Genomic DNA, 18,025 nt, shown 5'->3' with positions numbered 1-18,025 from the left:
TTCGAAATAAGTGGCTTTTCTATTTAATTCCATATTTCCACTCCAAAAATTAGAAGAAAAACAGTCTAATAGCTTTGCAAACCTAGCTAATTTTGATTAAATAAAACTAACGATCCAACAAGACGGAAAAAAATACCTGGACAAAGGATTGTGATCTGGCTGATGTTATATATTTGGGATATTGAAACCATCATCGAGCAGACCAAAAATGAAAACCAATTAGACATCCACTCGGAAGCGAACAACCGGCTCTCAGCACCCATGAGTTTCAACGTATCGACCAATACGCTTACATTCAATTATCTGGAAGTGAATGGGTATATCAGTAAAATGAAGATTAAAGAATCCGATGAAAATTTAGTGAAAATTATGCTCTATCACGAACTCGGCTATTATCTGACGTTTAAAAAACATAAGCATGACATACGGACACTGATGTATGGGGAAGATGAGGAAGTCGAAGCATTGAAGAATGAAATTGAAACAAACGCGTGGGAATATGGCAGAACATTGGCACCTGAAGAATTGCTTGATTCCTATGATAAAGTCAGAGAACTAGATGCAAGGCTGATCAAAGGTTTATAAACCAGAACAAAAGCGCAAGCGCCTTGCTCACCCCCGACAAGCTTAAGACCTCGAGGGGGTAGGCGCTGGAGCTGGATGGGATCCACCACGTAAAGTTATCCACAACAAGAAAATTTTATAATTTCCTAGACCATTAAAAAAGCCTCTCAGCACCCGATCGGATTTGAGAGGCCTTTTATATCAAAATTCTTTCTTCATTAACTTTTTAATACCGGCAATATTGACTCCCTGTTCGATAAGCAGTTTCACTTCTTTCAACTGATGAATGTCGTTCAGCGAGTATACACGCTGATTGCCATCATTTCGATTCGGGTTGATTAATCCATGCTCTTCGTAATAACGCATTTGCCTTGCCGTTAATTGCGTAGCATTCTTCACCACACTGATTGGAAACGTCTGGACATGATGAGGAATTTCATCACTCACATCCCCTCCCCTCCCTCATTTTAATTTGGCAATATGGGCATACACATCGTTCAAGTGGTCGTAGCCTAACCTTTTGATATGGCGAATGCTTTCCGTCCATAAATGCGCGGTTGCAAGTGCATCATACAAGGCATGGTGTCTTTGATGATTGCAAATACCATAGTGTTCACAATAATCATCAAGGGAAAATAAATCAGAATCAGGGTGCACAATCTTTGTTAGAAAGGATGTATCAATGATGCGATGCTGAAAATCGGATCTCAAAGCGGTCCAGTTCGCATGCTTCATGAACTGCTTCTCATGGCTGGAATGATGAGCGACGAGCGTATCACTTTCCACAAATTGATAGAATTTTTTCAACACGTCCGGCAGCAAAGGCGCTCCTTTCAACTCTTCTATCGTCATGCCTGTCAGTTCTTGAATTTCTTCGGAAGGCTCGGAGTCATTATGAATGGCGGAATAAAACGTCTCTTCTAACATTCGCTCACCTTGTACCTTCACTGCCCCAATTGACAAGATACGATCTCCCTTATAAGGGTAAAACCCGGTCGTTTCAATATCAAAAACAACGACACTTAAATCATCAAATGGGGTATTCAGTACATCCTGCTTTTTTATCTCTCGATGAAGGTTCCTGATATAGGCTAGCTGTCCAGGGTCGGCTACGGAGGCAGAAGCTTCCGGATAAAGACGGCCTGACACTTGTCTGATGAATTGCAGCATGTGATTCATGACCATGCGGAACACTCATTATCTATCATTTTCTTTGTATCAGAAAAAAGCTCATAGCCTTTCTTCATAAATAATTTAAGCTCCTTCTTATCCTCTTTCGTCAACTGTTCCATAGCAATCAGGTGTGCTTCTTCATAGCTTGCTACGTCTTGCTGAAAACGAAGTCGAAAATCCAATAGCTCAATAAAATAGCCCTCAAAGCGATGCATCGATGGATACTCAGGTTTTATTTTTTTGAATCGCGTTAACGTAGAAGGAGCCAATATGCCTTCTTTGAAGGCGAGCAGCCTCATGGCATTGACATAAGGAAAGAAAGCGGTCTGCTTCACATGAATTTTACCCGATTGCTCCCTATGCGCCCCTGGAAGCAATTGGCCAAAAACACCGACGCCTTTTTTAATGAAATCTACATTTTCTACTAATCGAACAAATAATTCCGGGCGGGAATGAATAATTGTCAAAGCTTCCTGTTTGATTTCTTCAAGAAAACGATCTTCACCAATCAATACCCTGGAATCAAAAAAAGTAGAAAAGTGACGCAGCGATGTCCAGTCTGCTTCTGTCAGCCAAACGTTCACCTGCTGATTCCAGCTGTGAAGGGATTGGCACCATAACGGATTAGACGCCATTACCTTGCCGTCACAAAGCTGGTACCCGACCACTTCCAAGCCATCTGCAATTTCCTTTCCTAAAGCTAAAAAATAGTCTTCGAACTCCTGCCTTCCATCAAAAATAATCCCATGGTCCTGATCACTATACACCGACTGTTCAAACCGTCCGGCACTTCCCATCAAAAAGAAGGCAAAGGGAGCAGGAGGATCCCCCCGCTCACTTTGCACGTTGGCCATAGCACATTCCACTGTTGCTGTGATAACTTCATCGTGAAAACTATTCAGCTTGTCATGATCAGTTGAAACATCTTTTATATAGGTTTTCCGCCAATCTCTGATTTCTCCGTAGCTATTCAAGGTAGACCCCCCTGTTTCAACTAATCGTTTCATTGGTTATGCGCCCCTTTGTTCTTCCGGATGAGGAATGTTTTCCGGATAGCCGTAGCCTCCATGTTCACTCAAGTCCAGACCAACAATCTCTTCTTCTTCCGATACACGAATCCCGCCTATCACTTTATCCATTACCTTCAAGATAATAAATGCTACAACGAAAGCGTATAGACCACTTGCCACAACACCCACCGTCTGCACGCCTAATTGAGTAAAACCACCGCCATAGAATAATCCGGCTTGCCCCCAGCCGATTTCTGTCGAGAAGGCAGGGACGGCGAATAATCCATTAGCAAGCGTTCCCCAGACACCAACGGTCCCGTGGACGGATAAAGCAAAAATCGGATCATCAATTTTCGCTCGATCAAACAAATTCATACTATAGACGACAATCACCCCGCCTATAAGACCGATGATCACCGCTGCCCATGGTGCAACAAAACCGGCAGGAGCCGTTATGGCAACAAGTCCTGCTAACGCGCCATTTAATGTCGTCGGAACGTCCGCTTTACCAGTCCATACATAGGCAACCAGCATCGCCGAAACGGCACCAGCCGCAGCTGCTAATTGTGTATTAAGCATGACAAACCCAAAGAATGCATCTGCTACTTCAAATGTACTCGCCCCATTAAAACCGAACCAGCCTCCCCATAATAGTAATACGCCAAGCGCTGTATATACCTGGTTGTGACCGGCAAGATCATTGGAAGACCCATCTTTGTTATACTTACCAATACGCGGTTTCAAAACAATGGTTGCGGCAAGAGCTGCCATTGCCCCCGTCAGGTGAACTACTGTTGAACCAGCAAAGTCCTGCTTCCCGTGGTCAGCTAACCAGCCGCCGCCCCAGATCCAATGAGCTACAACCGGATAGATGACCGCCGCAAATAGTACGGCAAAAATCACATAAGCTGATAATTTCGCGCGTTCTGCAAATCCACCGAACGCAATCGTCATCGCCACTAGTGCAAACATCATCTGGAACATAAAATCTACTGCTGGAGATAGCCCTTCGCCACTGAAGGAAGCATCACCATAGAAGAAATCGGATAGCCCTATAAAGCCATTTCCTTCTCCGTAAATGAACCCCCATCCGATTGCCCAAAACATTAATGATCCGATTCCAGCGGTGAAAATGGTTTTACCAGCAATGTGGCCGGCGTTTTTCATCCGGGTAGATCCGGCCTCCAGCAAAATGAATCCTCCCAGCATAAGAAATACTAAAAATGTACCGATAATCACCCATAAATTATCCATCAAAACTGTTTCCATTTAATCCTCTCCCTTTCATGTTAGTTTTTGTAACATTAAATGTTAGTTATTAAGTTACTACGGATGAAAGGGTGTCACAATTGCTTTGTCAGATTATCTAACAGGTTTCTGAAAATTCTATCTTCCCCCTTAAAAGAAACGGCCAAAGGGAAACAGTTCGGCTATCCACAAAATACGTCTGGAGGCTTAGGAGAATTTACACCAAAAGCCGTTATTTATTTTCCATCTAAGCGCTATAATGTAGGTAGATGGTGAAGGGGGCGATGGTTATGAAAAAGGCGGTTTTGTTCTCTGTTGTGGTGGCGGCTGCATTGGTTTTGTTGTTTACGGGATACCAGATGGTAGGTGCTAAACAGGGGAAAAGTGTGGAAGTGGTCAAACGGGATGATGCGGAGTTTTTATCAGTAGATTTGGAAATGGGTGTCGGAAGTCTCCATGTCTCACCCGGTTCCAAAGAATGGGTGGAAGCTCAATTCGAATATGATCATTCCCGGAAAGAACCGGTGGTCACGTATAAACGAAGTGGCACAGAAGGGCATTTAGAAATCAGCGAGAAACGAAGGTGGTTTCAGGTAAGCATCTTCGGATTCAACAAAAAAAGTGAATGGAACATACAGTTGAATGAGGATGTCCCAACCGAACTTGAAATCGAGACTGGTGTCTCTGATTCTAACCTGGATTTACGCAGGATGAACTTAACGAATTTGGATATCGACACGGGCGTAGGGGATGTAACCTTAGACCTCTCCGGAGAGAGAAAAGAAAGCTTTGATGTCACGATTGATTCTGGGGTCGGTGATACCAAGGTATACCTGCCTGAGGGAATCGGAGTAAAAATAAAGATTGATAATGGTGTTGGAGATTTGACTATCAAGGACTTCATTACCAAAGGTGACGATACGTTTGTCAATGAAGCTTACGAACATGGCGCGGACGTCATCATGGAGGTTGATATTGATATGGGGGTTGGGGATATTACGTTAGTGAAGAAGTAAGAACAAAAGCGCAAGCGCCTTGCTAGTAGTGACGTTCGACTAAAGAAAAAGGACTGCCAGTGAAGAGCAGCCCTCCTCCTTTGCAGCCTCGCAAAAAATATAAAATAAATATAAGTTCACGTATTAGCGAAGCGGCTCTTGGTCTTAGTGATCACAGAGCTTTTTACTTGGCCATGCTCGTGTCCAACACAGTAATTTTCCGGCTTCCACTAATTAAGCTGCGTAATCGCGAATCCTCTTTTCTCGCTCGCCAAATGATTTGGGAAAAGTTCTTAGGAGTGAAATCATAGACGTCGATCAGGTATTGCTCAAATACTTGGTGGTCAACCTGATTATTATGTTCTTTCGCAAAATCAATCAAGATTTGTGTCAGTTCCTTATAACTCATTCGTTTCGTTCCATCCTCGGAAAGGGCTTCCGGTTCCGTCGGAAGGATATATTCGTTTTTCGTCGCTGCGTTTGGTAACGGATCTTTCCTTTGGGGCGTAGCCGCTTTTTCTCCCCCATTGACTTCGGGCAAATCCAGGCTGCTATCCTTCCATCCGCTACCATTCTCCTCTAACTCCGCAATAACAGCAGAAGGATCGCCATTTTCCCTTTTCTCCTCTAACCGTTCAAGTCGAGCGATAAGTTCCTGCTGCTCTTTGGTAAGCTGGTTCAACATTTCCCGGAGCTGCTTCTTCTCCTCCTGAATATCCTCCAGGCGCATGTAGATCGCTTTACTCAGCATAGACATGGCAGAGTACCCTCCTTTGATAGGAATGATTATAGTTATAATAGCATACGAAAAAGGCGGGTTATTAAATTATTGCCCGCCTTATCAAAAAATGATTAAAAAGTTGCTGTTACTTAAGTCATCAAAAATTGCTTCCTGAAGAAACCAATTGATAGCGTTAATCTTTTTTAATCTTTATATCTTTCTATCCTGTTAAAGAATTGCTTCAAAAATTCATAGAAGCGCTGTTCGGCAGGAAGCAACTGGCGTTCGCTCGAGCTGATCACTCCTACGGTACGTCTCATATACGAGTCACGCAATGGTATTTTCACTGTATTTCTAGGTAAATGATCGACAAGTGTAATCTCAGGGATAAGGGTTACGCCTAGCCCCGCCGAAACTAGCCCTTTGATAGAATCGATGTCTTCCACTTCAAAAGGGATATTAGGTTCAAAGCCAAGTTTTAAACATGCGTCTGTGATAATGGAACGTAAGATAAATCCTTCCGGAAACAATACAAACGCATCCTGTTTCAAATCATTAATTTCAATTTCCGATCTATCCGCAAGCGGGTGATCCATCGGTAACAAAGCAACAATATTTTCTGAAAATAATATATCACCCCGAATTTTTTCTCTATTACCTGGAAGGGGAGCCAGTAAAGCCATACTTATATCCCCTTTTATGACCCTTTCTATTAATTGATAATAGAAACCTTGAGTCAAATTGAATTTCACATTTGGGTAGACTCTACGAAAAGCGGATATAGCCATCGGTATCGTATAAGCAGCCATGCTGCTCGGAAAGCCTATGTGGACGGTACCTTTTTCAGGGTCACGATACTCCATGACTTCCCTGCGCGCGTTTTCAATTACCATGGAAGCCTTTTTCATGTGCTCATAAAAAATTTTACCTATTGGAGTTAAACGCACATTCCTACCTTCCCTGATAAAAAGGTCTACCTCCAGCTCTGCTTCTAAATTAAAAATTTGTCTACTGACTGCAGATTGCGCGATCCCCAATTGCAACGCAGCTTCTGTGACATGTTCCCGTTCCGCAACTTCCATAAAATATTTGATCTGTTTTAATTCCACTTTCATCCCACTTCCGCTGATCAATCTATTTTTAGCATTAATTCTATCTTAACATTATATTGATTAGATTGGTTTTGCGTAATAAAATAGTTTATTAATTGCATGAATTTTCAACATTAACTTACTATCTATATAAACCAATTTCGAAAGGAGTCAACCTATGGCTATTAAAGAAAAAACAATCCATCCTCAAACGCAAGCAGCGGAAAAATATGTACAAAAAGTATTAGAAAGCGTCCGGGAGCGAAATCCCCATGAACCTGAATTTCACCAGGCAGTAAAAGAGACCCTCCTATCATTAGTTCCTGCCCTAACGAAGAAACCGGAATATATCGACCATGGAATCCTTGAAAGGTTAGTAGAACCGGAAAGAGTAATCAGCTTTCAAGTCCCATGGACAGATGATCAGGGGAGGGTACAAGTAAATCGTGGATTCCGTGTCCAATTCAATAGTGCAATCGGGCCTTATAAAGGCGGTATTCGTTTTCACCCTTCCGTTAATGCAAGTATTGTAAAATTCCTTGGTTTCGAGCAAATTTTCAAAAACTCCCTGACCGGACAGCCAATTGGCGGCGGAAAAGGCGGCTCTGATTTTGACCCAAAAGGTAAATCAGATCAGGAGATTATGCGTTTCACCCAAAGCTTTATGACGGAGCTTTCCAAGCATATTGGTCCCGATGTGGATGTTCCCGCAGGAGATATAGGTGTAAGCGCTCGTGAAATCGGTTATATGTTTGGTCAGTATAAAAAACTGCGCGGCGCCTATGAAGCAGGCGTACTGACAGGGAAAGGCCCTAATTACGGAGGAAGTTTAGCACGTACAGAGGCTACCGGCTATGGAACGGTCTATTTTGTAGAAGAAATGCTTAAGGCAAAAGGCTTAAGCTTCGAGGGTAAAACCGTCGTCGTTTCCGGCTCCGGAAATGTATCGATATTTGCTATGGAAAAAGCACAGGAACTCGGCGCGAAAGTAGTGGCTTGCAGCGATTCCAGCGGTTATATTTACGATGAGAATGGCATTGATTTAGGAACACTTAAACAAATAAAAATGGAAAACAAGGAACGCATTAATATTTATATAGATAAACACCCAGATGCTTATTATTTCGAAGAGTGTAAAAATATCTGGTCCATCCCTTGCGATATAGCGCTGCCATGCGCTACCCAAAATGAGCTTGATGGCGATTCTGCCCGCAAACTGGTCGCCAATGGCGTAGCCGCTATCGGTGAAGGGGCAAATATGCCTTCCACCATTGAGGCGATTGATATTTTTCATAACCATGAGGTCCTATTCGCTCCTGCGAAAGCTGCAAATGCTGGCGGGGTAGCTGTCTCAGCTCTTGAAATGGCTCAAAATAGCAGTCGAATTTCCTGGACTTTTGAAGAAGTCGATGCACAGCTGCACGAAATTATGATTGATATACATGAAAAAAGCGTAAATGCAGCTAAAGAGTACGGTCACCCAGGTAATCTCGTTATCGGCACTAACATTGCCGGTTTTATCAACGTAGCAGACGCTATGGTCATGCAAGGAGTATAACGGTAAATAACTAAAGCCCCCCTTTAGTCCTGTGACTAAGAAGGGGCTTTTACTTCTTGAAAATGGTTCAACTTCGACCCGTTCCCTCTACTCCATATATAGCAAGGTCCTGATAGTCCAACACAAACATATAGCCATTCCATTTTAATCTATTTTGAATAGTCCCTAATCCATCAGCATGAAACGTTCCTGCAATCTGTTGATATGCAATCAGATCATACATATTATCGAATTCAAAATCAATTGGGTATAGGCCGCTGATAGGATCTACCCACCCACTGACTGGCTCCTTCAGTTTTCCGCCGGCATCATATAATCCATTTAAATACTCTGGATCCCTCTGTGATAAATCGATGATATATCTTTTATTATTCCTTCTACTCCACACTTCCACCTTGTAGTCATCTTTGTAAGTAACATCATAGGTATAGGTCTGGTTGAACGCATCAGAGTCGAACAGCAAGCGGGCCTCGTTATTAACAAAAGAATAGATATAGTTGTTTGTCGTCCCACCACTGCCCCCTGTAGGAATATTGATTAAAATATCATTAATTCCGTCTCCGGTAAAATCACCTAAAAACAACATCGGGTCATATCCGATATTTTCTTTCAATGGAATACTGACAGAAACCCCTGTCGCTCCATCCCGGAATCCAAGTGCCATATTTTGAATAATTGAAACGTCCGATTCTCTATAACCAGTCACGTAAACGATATCGGGAACACCGTCCCCATTTACGTCCCCAGTTGCAGAAGCGACCACACCAGTAACTCTCATGTTTGGATTGTAATAATATCTGTACATAACAGACTCCCCAGCATAAATTTTATTGATGCAATAACCTATGCTGTATCCAGGAAACACGTTCAAGATAATCATACAGGCACTGAAAAACGCTTTTGGTTATACACTAGATTGGGAGGAGTGTCAGCTATGCCATGGCAGCAGAAAGTGCCATATTTCTATGGTCAGCCGATTGGAGTGTCGTTCGTGGATGGAACAGGAGCCTCAGGTGTTTTATGCGGAATTTCTGAAGGAAAGCTTCTCGTTATGCAATACCTTTACCATACCCAATTCGCTTTAATGCAATATGATCTTTATACGATTCAGGATATCCATGGTTTTCCGCTTTGCCCTAACGAAAAATCCCTCTTTGATTAAAAAAGAGGGATTTTGCCGATGATGCGTTTGTTAACGGACGGGACCATTATTAATATCGGTCAGCTCTTTATTCACTTCAAAAATTTTGCCATTAACCGGTTCAATTCCGAACCCTTTTAATCGCTCCGTATGCATCGTTAAGTATTTTTGAGCGGCTTCCTTCGTTTCAAATAAATAAATTCCGCCCGCTTCCTCAGCTTCGGGATTTTCCGTCCAAATTTTCCAGATGAACCCTTCCTCTTCATTGATACTTTTAGCTAAATCTGAAAACTTTCAGCCATCTCCTCACCGAAAGGACCATCCATTTTGAAATCAACCTGCAGAATAAACGCCAATATTCTCACTCCTATTTGAATATATTAACAAGCCACTTCCTGATAAAAGTGAAACCTCTACTGGTAATTCACCTATTTACTAGACAGTAGAAGAGGTTTACTAGACAATGTTAAAATAAGAATTTTACTAGACAACATAAGAAATTAACTAGACAGTTACTGCTGTTTTTTAGAAAATATTTTCGCTCATTAGACACAACTGGCTTTCGACGCTTAAGGGGGCCACCTAAGATTTCGAATCCAAAAAATAGTTATATCAGGGTGAAAGTGAGTTCACCAAGACTCCTATCCTCTATATTTAATCGTTAACCCTTTTAAGAAATTCCGTGCGTACTTATCTCCGCACTCTTTATAATTTTTGTGCCCTTCTTTTCTTAATAACGCACTTAATTCCCCTTTTGTTATCGTCACACCAGCTTCATCTAAAATCTCTATGATATCCTCACTTGTTAATTTCAACGCTATTTTCACTTTTTTCAGCATCACGTTATTCACACTGGAATGATTTTTAATCGACCTATCTGGTTTATTAGGCTGTCCAGGTTTTGTTTCTTGTGGACCTCTTTTGAACGTAATCAAGCCATTTAAAAATGATTCCAACATGCTATTTGTGCATTTTATATGATCATCATTCTCCGAGGCGTTCTCATCGTCCTCCTCGTAACTGTCGTCTGACTTAGTGAGTATCTTTGCCACTTCTTCTTTTGTAAAGTCCTCTCCCCCAAGTTTAAATATCTCTACCATATCCTGATCTTTTATATCTAACACATACCTTAATCGGATTAATATATCATTGTTATCCATTTAGAAACCTCCAATAAAATTACATAATTAACAGCATACCTTCATCATAAGAGCTGCCAAGAGACCTTCCGATTTTAAATAATTTTTCCGCTCGCGGCTCCGCGTTTTATTTGTTCCCATTCCTCATTCATATAGTCGATTCCCATTATACTTCAAAAGATCTCAGGCACCAATGAAGGATATTTTTACTAAGGATTTTATTTCAATTTATAACAAAAGATAACGGAAAGAAGGAGGGTATCAAATGAAACGAAAATCATTAAGAGATGGTGCATTAACAAACAATCAAACACCTACAGAAAGCCTGCCTGAAAGAGAAAGCAAGGAAACATTTACAGATGTAGATGCTGCAAGAGCCCAGGAACGAGCAAGAATCGCTGATCGCGAAGAGCTTGAAGGGAAAAAGTAATAGTAGAAAAACTTGGCTTATCGCAAAAATTTTTGAAGTAAAAATAAAAGCAGGAACCCTTTATCGGTTACCTGCTTCTTCTTTTAATACTAATTTTGCGACAGCTTCTACGTGGTGGGTTTGAGGGAACATGTCCACCGGCTGAATACCTTCTACCTTATATCCATTCTTCGTCAGGTACTTCATATCCCGTGCCTGTGTCTCAGGGTTACACGATACGTAGATTACCCGCTTTGGCTTCAGCTTCACTACACTGGACAAGAACGCTTCATCACTTCCGCTTCGAGGCGGATCCATGATTACCACATCAGCTTTCTCCCCACGTGCTGCCATCTGTACCATGAACTCCCCGGCATCTCCCTGATAGAACCTGGCATTTTTTATGCCATTGCGTTTGGAATTGCGGATCGCATCACGGACGGCATCTTTATTCAGCTCAACACCAATTACCTTCCCTGCTTTTTGGCTGGCAATTAGACTGATGGTACCAATCCCGCAATATGCATCCACTACGGTTTCCTTGCCTGACAGCTCTGCCATCTCAATCGCCTTCCCATATAACTTTTCTGTCTGAACAGGGTTGATCTGATAGAAGGATTTCGCTGAGATTTCAAACTCCAGTCCACAGAGGGTGTCCATAATCGTCCCCTTGCCGAACAATACTTTTTCCTGATCGCCCAGAACCATACTGGTGTTCCGGTTATTTACATTCATAAGAAGGGTTGTAATTTCCGGATGAGCCTTTCGCAGGGCTTTTACAAAATTGTTCTTACCCTTAAACACCGGCGACGCGACTACCAGCACCACCATGATTTCACCGCTGACTTTGCCGACTTTAACCAACACGTGTCGCAGGAACCCTTGCCCAGTATCTTCGTTGTACGGCTGCATTTTTGAATTTTGAAGGATGTCTCTGATCGTCTGCACAATTTCGTCCGCTTTCGGGTCATGAATGAGGCACCGTTCCATCGGTATGATCTGATGCGTGTGCTGAGCGTACAACCCGCCAATTACCTGACGATGCTGATTCAGGCCGAATGTCGTATGGCTCTTGTTCCGGTAATCATACGGGTGGTCCATGGTCATAATCGCTTCCGTCTTACCGAACGGCTTCATGAGTTCATCTACCGTTTCCTGCTTGAAACGCATTTGCTTCTCTTCATTCATATGCTGAATCTGACATCCCCCGCACTGATAATAATACTCGCACGGCGGAGTTACCCGATCTTTAGAAGGGATAATCACCTGCTTCAGTTCGGCGTTTACAAAGCCTCCTCTTTGAGACACGGTAACCTCAGCTGTTTCCCCTGGCAGCAGGTTCGCTACCTCCAACTGTTTACCTTCCCACTGGACAATGCCTTTGGCATCATTGGTAAGACCGGAACAGGTCACCTTCGCAGTTACCGTTTTCCGCTTTCCTTTAGGTTTGCCACCCTTTTGACTTCCCCGAGAGAAGTTCTGTTTCTTATTTTTTTTATCCAGGCGTTTTTTTCCTGAATCTCTATATCCTTTATTTTTTCGTTTATTCATAGGCACTTCCCATCTTTCTTCATCCTTGACACTCCATTATATACTAGCCGCAGTTAGCAGTAAAACAACAGTTAAAAAAAGGAACCTCAAGATTTTGGTGAAGTTCCTTTCTCTATAAGATTACACCTACATAAAAATGGCCTGTCCCTACGGTAGTTTAACAGGGACAGGCCTATCTTATTTACATTTCTATTACATGTGCGAAAATCTTATAATCAGAGGGCGTTATTCGGATACAGTACCTGCATCAGCTGGATGTTCGCCATGACGATAGTAGTCAGCATCGATTGGATCCAGCGGCTTGCGTCCAAGGATAAGGTCCGCAGCCTTTTCCGCCAGCATCAGTACAGGCGCATGAATATTACCGTTCGTAACGTAAGGCATAGCGGATGCGTCGACCACTCGTACATTGTCGAGACCGTGAACCTTCATGGTATTCGGGTCTACGACAGCCATCAGATCTGATTCCGGTCCCATTTTTGCTGTACAAGATGGATGAAGAGCTGTCTCCGCATCTTCTCTCACCCAATCCAGAATTTCCTCTTCCGTCTGAACAGTAGGACCCGGAGAGATTTCTCCGGCATTATAAGGTTTCATGGCTGGTTGAGACATGATTTCACGAGTGATTTTGATCGCTTCCACCCATTCGCGTTTGTCCTGTTCTGTAGAAAGATAGTTGTAGACCATGCTTGGATGCTCTTTCGGATCTTTTGAACGTATTTTTAATGAACCGCGAGCATCGGAGTACATTGGTCCGATGTGCACTTGGAATCCATGATCCGTTGGCGCTTTCTGCCCATCGTACCGCACCGCCACCGGCAGGAAGTGGAACATCAAGTTCGGATAGTCAACCTCATCGTTCGAGCGGACGAAACCTCCGCCTTCGAAATGGTTGGTCGCTGCCGGTCCCGTACGTCCAAGCATCCACTGCAAACCGATCCAAGGCATACGTGCTTTATTTAAGTTCGGCTGCTCGGAAACAGGAAGTGGACAAGCATGCTGGACATAAACTTCCAGGTGATCCTGAAGATTTTCCCCTACACCCGGAAGATCGACGACCGGTTTAATACCAAGTGAGCGAAGGTGTTCGGCGTCTCCCACTCCTGATAACTGAAGGAGTTGCGGCGTGTTGATGGCACCGCCTGAGAGGATGACTTCACCGGCTTCCACTTGATGAATCTTCCCATTTCGCTTGTACGTCAATCCTTTGGCTTTCGTACCATCAAAGTCGATACTCGTAACGAAGGCACGGGTCTTCACTGTCAGGTTCTCCCTGTCCATGACCGGATGGAGATAAGCACGGGAAGCAGACAACCGCTGGCCTTTGTATACATGCTTGTCAAACGGTCCGAATCCCTCCTGGCGAAATCCGTTCACATCAGGAGTTCTGGAATAACCAGCTTCTACAGCTGAGTTAAAGAAAGCCTGGAATAAAGGATTTTTAGCAGGTCCGCGCTCCAATTTGATAGGACCATCATGACCGCGAAGATCATCATCCGGTGATTCTAAAGCATTTTCCAAACGCTTGAAATATGGTAGGCAGTGCGCAAAATTCCACGATTCCATCCCGGGATCGGCTCCCCAGCGTTCATAGTCTTTAGGATTTCCGCGCTGATAAATCATGCCATTGATGGAACTGGAGCCGCCAAGCACCTTCCCTCTGGCATGCTTAATACGCCGGCCATTCATATATGGCTCCGGGTCTGATTCGTATTTCCAGTCGTAGAGGCTTTTGCCGGATGGAAACGGCAAAGCTGCCGGCATTTGGATCAATAAATCCCAGGAATAATCACTGCGTCCCGCCTCTAAAACAAGTACACTCTTTTTCCCATCTTCGCTTAAACGGTTGCCGAGTACAGAACCCGCACTCCCGCCACCAACGATTACAATATCATATGATTCAGTCATTTTCTGTTCCTCCTTGATGTCGAACTTGAAACAAGGGCTTCATTAGAAACCCTTTTTCATTTATTTAATTTATTACTTGATTTTCATAATAGATTGTCAGCTTAGAACCAGTTCATAGCTTCAGGTTTCAGGTTTTGGAAGATATGCTTGGTTTCTGTATATTCCTCTATGCCCAGTCTGCCTAGTTCGCGACCAATACCAGACTGCTTATATCCGCCCCATGGTGCGTGTGGGAAATAAAGATTGAATTCATTGATCCAGACCGTACCCATACGCATCTTCGCGGCACATCGTTCCGCTTTTGCAATATCGTTTGTCCAAACGCCTCCTGCAAGTCCGTAGATCGAGTCATTGGCAAGCTTTACGGCTTCTTCTTCTTTTTTGAATTTCTCAACCGTAATAACTGGACCAAAAGCTTCCTCTTGGACAATGCTCATGTCTGTCGTGCAGTCGGTGAAAATCGTAGGCAAGTAGAAAAATCCTTTTTGTAATTCCGGATCTTCCGGGCGCTTACCGCCAACTGCTAATGTAGCCCCTTCTTTAACACCTGATTCCACATACTTTTCTACCTTCGCAAGGTGTTCCGCTGAAATAAGCGGTCCCATCTGTGTATCTTCGTCAAATCCACTTCCCAGCTTGAAATTTTTCACCCGTTCCACAAGCGCATTAACGAAATCATCGTGCATACTTTCTTCTACAATCAATCTTGTACCAGCAGAGCAGATTTGTCCGGCGTGAAAGAATACGCCATTTAATGCCTGGTCGACTGCTGTCTCAAAATCAGCATCAGCAAAGATGATATTCGGGTTTTTCCCGCCAAGCTCAAGTGCGAGCTTCTTCACATTCACGCTTGCCGCTTGCATGATCTTTTTCCCGGTAACAATCCCGCCTGTAAAAGAAATAAGGTCTACATCCGTGTTACTGGATAGCTCTGCACCGACGGTATCACCTGCACCAAGAACAAGGTTCGCAACACCCGCAGGCACTCCCGCCTCTTCCATTAGTTCAAATACTTTTATCGTAGTAAGTGGTGTGATTTCACTTGGCTTCATGATTAACGTATTTCCTGTCGCAAGCGCTGGAGCCAGTTTCCAGGACGCTTGAAGTAATGGATAATTCCAAGGTGTAATTTGCCCGCAAACACCAACCGGTTCATGAACCACTTTACTGATAGAGTCGGGCACTGGAGAATCGATCAGTTCCCCGCCATTTTTATCTGCAAGTTCTCCATAATAACGGAACACTCCAGCGATATCGTCCATATCTCCGCGACTTTCTTCCATTGTTTTTCCAGTATCCAAGGATTCTAAATGAGCCAGTTCCTCTTTATCTCTTTCAATCAATTCCGCAATTTTCATTACTACAGTTCCCCGCTCAGTCGCTGGGGTAGAAGCCCATTCTCCGTTATCAAATGCTTCTCTTGCTGCAGCGATGGCTGCTTTCGTATCGGATTCATCGCCTTCCGGAACAACAGCAATGATTTCCTGGTTAAATGGATTGATAATATGACGCGTATTCTCCGAGTTCGCATTAACCCATTTACCATTAATGTATTGTTTTAGTTTTATATCCAAATCTATCAACTCCATTTTCGAAGTAATTAAGTTTATTAAAAATTTATTTAATGTTTAAAACACTAACATGCCTTTTTACGGTTGTCAAAAATACTTTCAAACAAAAACCCTGAAAAGAATTAACAGGGACCGGAATGGTTATGATGAGTGATGTAGCGGGTATTTGCTCGAAAATAAATTAAAATTCCTATTTGACATTTCTTCTGAAGACGTTAACATAAAGTTTGTGCAAAATATTTAATTATTTTTTAATTTGGTTTACTTTAAACTGAAGGAGCGACCTTATGAGTGAATCCATGGAAAAATCGAGAATCAAAATAGAAGAAGCCAAAGATAAAGTTATTGGCGCCATTGCGGAGACAATGGATTTATACGGGGTAACACCAGCCGCTGCCAATTTATATGCGACGATGTACTTTGAAGATCAGATGACACTTGATGAAATGCGTGAGGAACTGGGAATGAGTAAACCAAGCATGAGTACCAGTGTCCGCAGGCTCCAGGAAATCAAAATGGTGAAAAAAACATTTACACGGGGTTCCAGAAAACATACGTATGCAGCGGAGAAAAATTTCTTCCGTTCGTTTATGGCGTTTTATTGCCAGATGTGGGAACGGGAAGCGAAAATGAATTTGGATGCAATTGAAGAAGCGCAGGAAGATTTCATCGATGTTATAAAAGATTCCAGCAGCACACCAGAAATTGTTGCCCAAGCAAAGGGATACTATGATCAACTAGAAGAATCTAAAACCTATTATCACTGGCTGGAAGACTTAGTGGAAAGTATAAGAAGCGGTGAGATATTCGAGTTCTTACCGAAAGATCAACAAGATTAAGTAAATAAGCATTACCAGGTAGTCCAGCCTGGACTACCTGGTTGAACCACTCTTTTTATTGAAAGAGTTGGCTGCTTTGCGCATTTATGTTAAATAAATTCTTAATACATTTAACTTTTTGAATGTATTAAGGATTAATATAAAACAAAAGGGAGTTTTTCAACATGAGCAACTGGAAAAAAAGTCTTAGTTTTATTTTCGCTATTCTAATGGTGGCTGTACTGACAGCATGCGGAAACACTAGTGGAGAATCAGACAGTGACCAATCAGGGACAGAATCAGAAGAAAATGATCAAGAACTAATCATTGGTCAAATTAGCTGGGCTGAAAATATTGCTGTAACAAATATGTGGAAAGTGATTTTAGAAGAAAAAGGGTATGACGTAAAATTAAACAATTTGAACATGGGAGCTACGATGAGTGCGTTAGATAGTGGCGATCTAGATGCCAGCTTAGAAATATGGCTGCCGGTTCAGGATGCTAATTACTTAGAGAAATATCAGGACACGGTTAATTTCTCAGATACTACCTGGTATGACAATGCAAAAGTAGGACTTGTTGTCCCAGAATATTTAGAAGATGTGAATAGCATAGAAGACTTAAATGACCATAAAGAATTGTTCAATAGTGAAATTGTTGGTTTTGATCCTGGCGCTGGTACAATGGAAATTGTTGAACAAGCAATCGAGGACTATGCCCTCGAACTTCAACTGCTGCCAAGTTCGGAATCTGCCATGATAGCTGAAATTGGAGAAGCAGTAAAAAATGAGGAGCCTATCGTGGCACCACTTTGGAGCCCGCACTGGGTATTCTCCAAGTATGACCTGAAATTCCTGGAAGACCCACAAAACACATTCGGTGATACAGAAAAAATCCACCATGCTACCAGACAAGGATTTGAAGAAGATTACCCTGAAGTAAGTGAATGGTTTAAAAATTGGAAGATGGATGATCAGCAAATCGGCGAACTGATTGAATATGTAGAAAATGCCGAAGAGCCTATTGATGGAGCAGAGAAATGGGTGGACGAGAACCGGGATTTGATTGATGAATGGGTAAAATAAACAAAGAAATATAAAAAATAAGCAGAAAGCAGGCCTATAATGG

At 42.7% G+C, this 18,025-nt stretch carries 18 protein-coding genes and 1 pseudogene; 7 read left to right on the top strand and 12 right to left on the bottom strand.

Going from position 1 to position 18,025, the window contains the following annotated elements:
* Positions 1-162 precede the first annotated feature (162 nt).
* Positions 163-585 (top strand): hypothetical protein, encoded by a 423-nt coding sequence (locus ACGTNI_RS13800; RefSeq protein WP_085505253.1) that lies wholly within the window; start codon positions 163-165, stop codon positions 583-585.
* A gap of 180 nt (positions 586-765) precedes the next feature.
* On the opposite strand, the gene ACGTNI_RS13795 is transcribed toward ACGTNI_RS13800, so the two are convergent.
* From ACGTNI_RS13795 to ACGTNI_RS13780, 4 genes are read right to left on the bottom strand one after another with little or no spacing between them, the layout of a single operon-like run.
* Positions 766-1,011, bottom strand: coding sequence for a MerR family transcriptional regulator (locus ACGTNI_RS13795; protein ID WP_394463350.1), 246 nt, complete (start codon positions 1,009-1,011; stop codon positions 766-768).
* 15 nt (positions 1,012-1,026) lie between these two features.
* On the bottom strand, positions 1,027-1,749 hold the full coding sequence (locus ACGTNI_RS13790; RefSeq protein ID WP_085505251.1) for an exonuclease domain-containing protein: 723 nt from the start codon (positions 1,747-1,749) through the stop codon (positions 1,027-1,029).
* On the bottom strand, positions 1,740-2,744 hold the full coding sequence (locus ACGTNI_RS13785) for a DUF294 nucleotidyltransferase-like domain-containing protein (RefSeq protein WP_394463348.1): 1,005 nt from the start codon (positions 2,742-2,744) through the stop codon (positions 1,740-1,742). The genes ACGTNI_RS13790 and ACGTNI_RS13785 overlap by 10 nt, the downstream gene beginning before the upstream one ends.
* Positions 2,745-2,747: 3 nt before the next feature.
* Positions 2,748-4,016, bottom strand: coding sequence for an ammonium transporter (locus ACGTNI_RS13780; protein ID WP_394463346.1), 1,269 nt, complete (start codon positions 4,014-4,016; stop codon positions 2,748-2,750).
* Positions 4,017-4,285: 269 nt separating this feature from the next.
* On the opposite strand from ACGTNI_RS13780, the gene ACGTNI_RS13775 reads away from it, so the two are divergent.
* Positions 4,286-5,011 (top strand): toast rack family protein, encoded by a 726-nt coding sequence (locus tag ACGTNI_RS13775; protein ID WP_394463344.1) that lies wholly within the window; start codon positions 4,286-4,288, stop codon positions 5,009-5,011.
* Between the two features lie 163 nt (positions 5,012-5,174).
* Here ACGTNI_RS13775 and ACGTNI_RS13770 read toward each other — a convergent pair whose 3' ends face one another.
* Positions 5,175-5,747 (bottom strand): hypothetical protein, encoded by a 573-nt coding sequence (locus tag ACGTNI_RS13770; RefSeq protein ID WP_394463342.1) that lies wholly within the window; start codon positions 5,745-5,747, stop codon positions 5,175-5,177.
* Positions 5,748-5,914: 167 nt separating this feature from the next.
* Positions 5,915-6,820 carry a glutamate biosynthesis transcriptional regulator GltC gene (gene gltC, locus ACGTNI_RS13765; RefSeq protein ID WP_394463340.1) on the bottom strand — a complete coding sequence of 302 codons (906 nt, stop codon included), beginning with the start codon at positions 6,818-6,820 and terminating at the stop codon, positions 5,915-5,917.
* Between the two features lie 160 nt (positions 6,821-6,980).
* On the opposite strand from gltC, the gene gdhA reads away from it, so the two are divergent.
* Positions 6,981-8,360, top strand: a complete 1,380-nt coding sequence (gdhA, locus tag ACGTNI_RS13760) for an NADP-specific glutamate dehydrogenase (RefSeq protein ID WP_394463338.1) — start codon at positions 6,981-6,983, stop codon at positions 8,358-8,360.
* A 67-nt stretch (positions 8,361-8,427) separates the two neighbouring features.
* Here gdhA and ACGTNI_RS13755 read toward each other — a convergent pair whose 3' ends face one another.
* Complete coding sequence (locus ACGTNI_RS13755; protein ID WP_394463336.1) at positions 8,428-9,165, bottom strand: YybI family spore inner coat protein; 738 nt, start codon at positions 9,163-9,165, stop codon at positions 8,428-8,430.
* Between the two features lie 129 nt (positions 9,166-9,294).
* On the opposite strand from ACGTNI_RS13755, the gene ACGTNI_RS13750 reads away from it, so the two are divergent.
* Positions 9,295-9,522, top strand: coding sequence for a hypothetical protein (locus ACGTNI_RS13750; protein ID WP_394463334.1), 228 nt, complete (start codon positions 9,295-9,297; stop codon positions 9,520-9,522).
* Between the two features lie 30 nt (positions 9,523-9,552).
* Here the strand turns inward: ACGTNI_RS13750 and ACGTNI_RS13745 are convergent.
* Together ACGTNI_RS13745 and ACGTNI_RS13740 are read right to left on the bottom strand one after the other, a co-directional pair.
* Positions 9,553-9,857, bottom strand: a pseudogene (locus tag ACGTNI_RS13745) (monooxygenase).
* Positions 9,858-10,142: 285 nt separating this feature from the next.
* Positions 10,143-10,661: a YehS family protein gene (locus ACGTNI_RS13740; protein WP_394463332.1), complete on the bottom strand. Its 519-nt coding sequence runs from the start codon at positions 10,659-10,661 to the stop codon at positions 10,143-10,145.
* Between the two features lie 244 nt (positions 10,662-10,905).
* On the opposite strand from ACGTNI_RS13740, the gene ykzP reads away from it, so the two are divergent.
* Complete coding sequence (ykzP, locus tag ACGTNI_RS13735; protein ID WP_166761431.1) at positions 10,906-11,070, top strand: protein YkzP; 165 nt, start codon at positions 10,906-10,908, stop codon at positions 11,068-11,070.
* Between the two features lie 60 nt (positions 11,071-11,130).
* On the opposite strand, the gene rlmD is transcribed toward ykzP, so the two are convergent.
* The 3 genes from rlmD to betB form a co-directional block, all read right to left on the bottom strand.
* Entirely contained in the window at positions 11,131-12,600 is a 1,470-nt protein-coding gene (gene rlmD, locus ACGTNI_RS13730; protein WP_394463330.1) for a 23S rRNA (uracil(1939)-C(5))-methyltransferase RlmD, read from the bottom strand.
* Positions 12,601-12,825: 225 nt separating this feature from the next.
* On the bottom strand, positions 12,826-14,508 hold the full coding sequence (betA, locus tag ACGTNI_RS13725; protein WP_394463328.1) for a choline dehydrogenase: 1,683 nt from the start codon (positions 14,506-14,508) through the stop codon (positions 12,826-12,828).
* A 101-nt stretch (positions 14,509-14,609) separates the two neighbouring features.
* Positions 14,610-16,097: a betaine-aldehyde dehydrogenase gene (gene betB / locus ACGTNI_RS13720; protein WP_394463326.1), complete on the bottom strand. Its 1,488-nt coding sequence runs from the start codon at positions 16,095-16,097 to the stop codon at positions 14,610-14,612.
* 269 nt (positions 16,098-16,366) lie between these two features.
* Between betB and cudC the strand changes: the two genes are divergently transcribed.
* Positions 16,367-16,918 carry a choline uptake/conversion transcriptional regulator CudC gene (cudC, locus tag ACGTNI_RS13715; RefSeq protein ID WP_085505241.1) on the top strand — a complete coding sequence of 184 codons (552 nt, stop codon included), beginning with the start codon at positions 16,367-16,369 and terminating at the stop codon, positions 16,916-16,918.
* 164 nt (positions 16,919-17,082) lie between these two features.
* A complete protein-coding gene (locus ACGTNI_RS13710; RefSeq protein WP_394463323.1) occupies positions 17,083-17,982 on the top strand; it encodes a glycine betaine ABC transporter substrate-binding protein in 900 nt (299 codons plus the stop codon).
* Positions 17,983-18,025 lie beyond the last annotated feature (43 nt).

This window comes from Thalassobacillus sp. B23F22_16, from assembly GCF_043496955.1.
GTDB classification, from domain to species: Bacteria; Bacillota; Bacilli; order Bacillales; family Halobacillaceae; genus Thalassobacillus; species Thalassobacillus devorans_A.
Note: the sequence above shows the minus strand (reverse complement) of the source record. Positions and strands in the feature narration are given on the sequence as shown.